Origin of the sequence: Mesorhizobium sp. M7A.F.Ca.CA.001.08.2.1, assembly GCF_003998455.1 — a bacterium.
Lineage (GTDB): Bacteria > Pseudomonadota > Alphaproteobacteria > Rhizobiales > Rhizobiaceae > Mesorhizobium > Mesorhizobium ciceri.
In genome coordinates this window covers 1-3,092 of record NZ_RZPW01000728.1, presented here as the reverse complement: position 1 = coordinate 3,092, position 3,092 = coordinate 1, and the positions used below count along the sequence as shown (strand labels likewise).

The following is a 3,092-nucleotide window of genomic DNA, read 5'->3' as shown; positions in this document are numbered from 1 at the left end:
CTGTCGGAGTGGACGACGCTTGGTGACGTGGATCTGGCGGCAAAGGTCGAGGCGCTGGAGGGGCGCCGGCCCGGTCTCGAGACCATGCGCCGGGCGCGGCGCCTGTTCGCCGAGGCGCTGGAAACGCCCGGCGGGCTGAAGATCCAGACCATCCACGCCTTCTGCGAATCGGTGCTGCACCAGTTCCCGCTGGAGGCCAACATCCCGGCCCATTTCGAGATGCTCGACGGCCAGATGGAGGCATCGCTGTTTGCCGCGGCGCGCCGCGAGATGATTTCGGGCACGTCCGCCGGTGACAGGGATCTGGCCGAGGCTTTTGCCTCCATTCTCGATCGGGGCGGCGAAGCTGGGCTCGACGCCTTGCTGGGTGAGATTGTGCGCAAGCGCGACGGCTTGCGCCAGTTCATCGACGCGGTCGGGCGCGATGGCACGCACTTCCAGGCCCTGTTCGACGAATTCCATTTCCATCCAGGCCAGACAGCCGAGGGCATAGCCGCTTCGGTATGGCCGTTGCCGGGCTTCCTGCCCGACTATTTTGCCGGCTTCGCCCACGCCGCCGAGGCCACCGACGCCAGATCGGTGCTGAACAACATCCTGCCCTATGCGCGGCAGGCCTTTGCCGAGGGCGATCCCATTCGCCGCCTGCAACTGCTCGCGCGAGCCTTCCTCAAGACCGATGGCGACGCTTACGACCCGGCAAAGGCCTTCAAGAAGGCCCTGGTCGACCGGTTGCCGGATCTGGCGGAGCGTTATCTCTCGGCCGCCAACGCCATAGTCGAAACCACCGATCGGCTGGCCCTGTTCCGGATGCTTGAAGGCACGGCTGCCGCGCTGACCATCGCCGACTGGCTGATCGCCCGCTACGAAATGCTGAAGCGCAGCCGCGGCTTTCTCGATTTCAACGACCTGATCACCCGCACCGTCAACCTGCTGGCGCGGCCGGACGCCGGCCCCTGGGTGCAGTACAAGCTCGACCAGGGCATCGACCACATCCTGCTCGACGAGGCGCAGGACACCAGTCCGGACCAATGGGAAGTGGTGAAACGGCTGGCGGAGGAATTCTTTGCCGGCTTTGGCGCACGCGACAGGGTCCATCGCACGGTGTTCGCCGTCGGCGACGAGAAGCAGTCGATCTATTCGTTCCAGGGTGCGGCCCCGGACTCCTTCGCCGACAGCCGGCTGTTGTTTGCCGGACGAGTGCGTGACGCCGAGGCGTCCTTCGCCGACCTCAAGCTGACCTGGTCGTTCCGCTCGACCGACGATGTTCTGACCGCGGTCGACCGCGTCTTCGCCGATCCAGCCGTGCGGCGCGGCATCAGTCATGATCCCGATCCGCTTCGCCACCAGGCGATCCGCACCGACGCGCCGGGCTATGTCGAGGTGTGGCCGTCGGTCGGCGCCGATGTTGTCGATGAGCCCGACGACTGGACGCAAGCCATCGACCATGCCCACGCGCCGGCGGTGCGCGTGGCCGAGAACGTCGCCGCCACCATCGCCGGCTGGATCGGCAGTGGCGAAATCATCGAAGGCCGCGGCAAGCGGCTGCGGCCGGGCGATGTGCTGGTGCTGGTGCGCAAGCGCGATCGCTTCGTCCATGCCCTGACCCGCGCACTCAAACGCCGCGACATTCCGGTTGCCGGCGCCGACCGGTTGAGCCTGCCCGGGCACATCGCGGTCAAGGACCTGATCGCGCTCGGTCACCTCCTCATCCAGCCGCAGGACGATTTGTCGCTTGCCGCCGTGTTGCGCAGCCCGATCTTCGATCTGCCGGAAGAGGCGCTTTTCACGCTCGCCGCGCAGAGGCCGGCCGGCCTGTCATTGATCGCATCGCTGCGACAGCACGCCGGCGAAAGCGAGAGACTGGCGAAGATCGTCGCCCAGGTCGACATCTGGACGAACGAAGCCGCGTTTAAGCCGGTGTTCGAATTCTATGCCGCCCTGCTGGCGCGCGATGGCGTGCGCCGCAAGATGATCGCGCGGCTCGGGCCCGAAGCCGGCGATATTCTCGACGAGTTCCTGAGCTTCTGCCTCGCCGAGGAGCGAACCGGCCTGCCGGGGCTGGAAGCCTTCCTGTCGACGTTGGAAAACGCCGGTCCCGAGATCAAGCGCGAGATGGACCAGACCCGCGACGAGGTCCGGGTCATGACCGTGCACGCCGCCAAGGGCTTGGAAGCGCCCGTCGTGTTCCTGGTCGATGGCGGTTCCGCGCCGTTCAGCGACCAGCATTTGCCGCGCCTGATGCCCTTCGATGGCTCCGGCGCGAACTGGGACGGCAAGGGCTATCTCTGGCGCTCGGCCAGCGACGTCGCCAACGGTTTTTCGAAAGCAGCGGCCTCAAGGGCACGGGAACTCGCCGACGACGAATACCGTCGCCTGCTCTATGTCGGCATGACCCGTGCCGAGGACCGGCTGATCGTCTGCGGCTATCATGGCAAGCGGGCGCCGAACGCCGGCACCTGGCACTCGATCGTCAGCCGCGCGCTGATCGGCGCGTCGGAGAGCGAGCAGCGTGCGCATCCCGCCGGCGGCGAGCCGGTGCACCGTTTCCATGTCACCAAGCTGCCCCCCGTCGCGCCAAGTTCCGCCGAGCAGGTACGGCAGGCCGACGCTTTCGCGCCTTTGCCGGCGACGCTGTTCCGGCCCTTGCTGCCCTTCGAGGATCTGCCGCGTCCGTTGTCGCCATCGGGCGCCTCGGCGCTGATCGACGAAGGCAAGCAAGCCGTTGTCGACAAGGCGTCGCCGGTGCTCGACGCCGACGCCGAGCCCGGCTTTGCCGTGCTGCGTGGGCTCGCCCTCCACAAACTGCTGCAGATGCTGCCCGGTATTGCCGAGCCCGAACGTGCGGGAGCGGCAGAACGCTATCTCTTGCGAACCGGTGCGGACTGGCCGCCATCAGAGCGTGAAAAGGCCCTGGCGTCGGTCACATCGATCCTTGCCGATCCCGGCTTCGGTCAGCTGTTTGCGCCATCGTCGCGTGCCGAGGTTGCGATCATGGGCAGCCTGGAGGTCAAGGGCAAGAAGCGCTCGATTTCCGGCAAGATCGACCGGCTGGCGGTAACGCCGGACACGGTATCGATTGTCGACTACAAGAC

The 3,092-nt window shown here is 66.7% G+C and carries 1 protein-coding gene; it reads left to right on the top strand.

The features are described from left to right. The coding region (gene addA, locus EN914_RS29795; RefSeq protein ID WP_127389462.1) for a double-strand break repair helicase AddA at window positions 1–3,092 on the top strand (3,092 nt) is incomplete at both ends.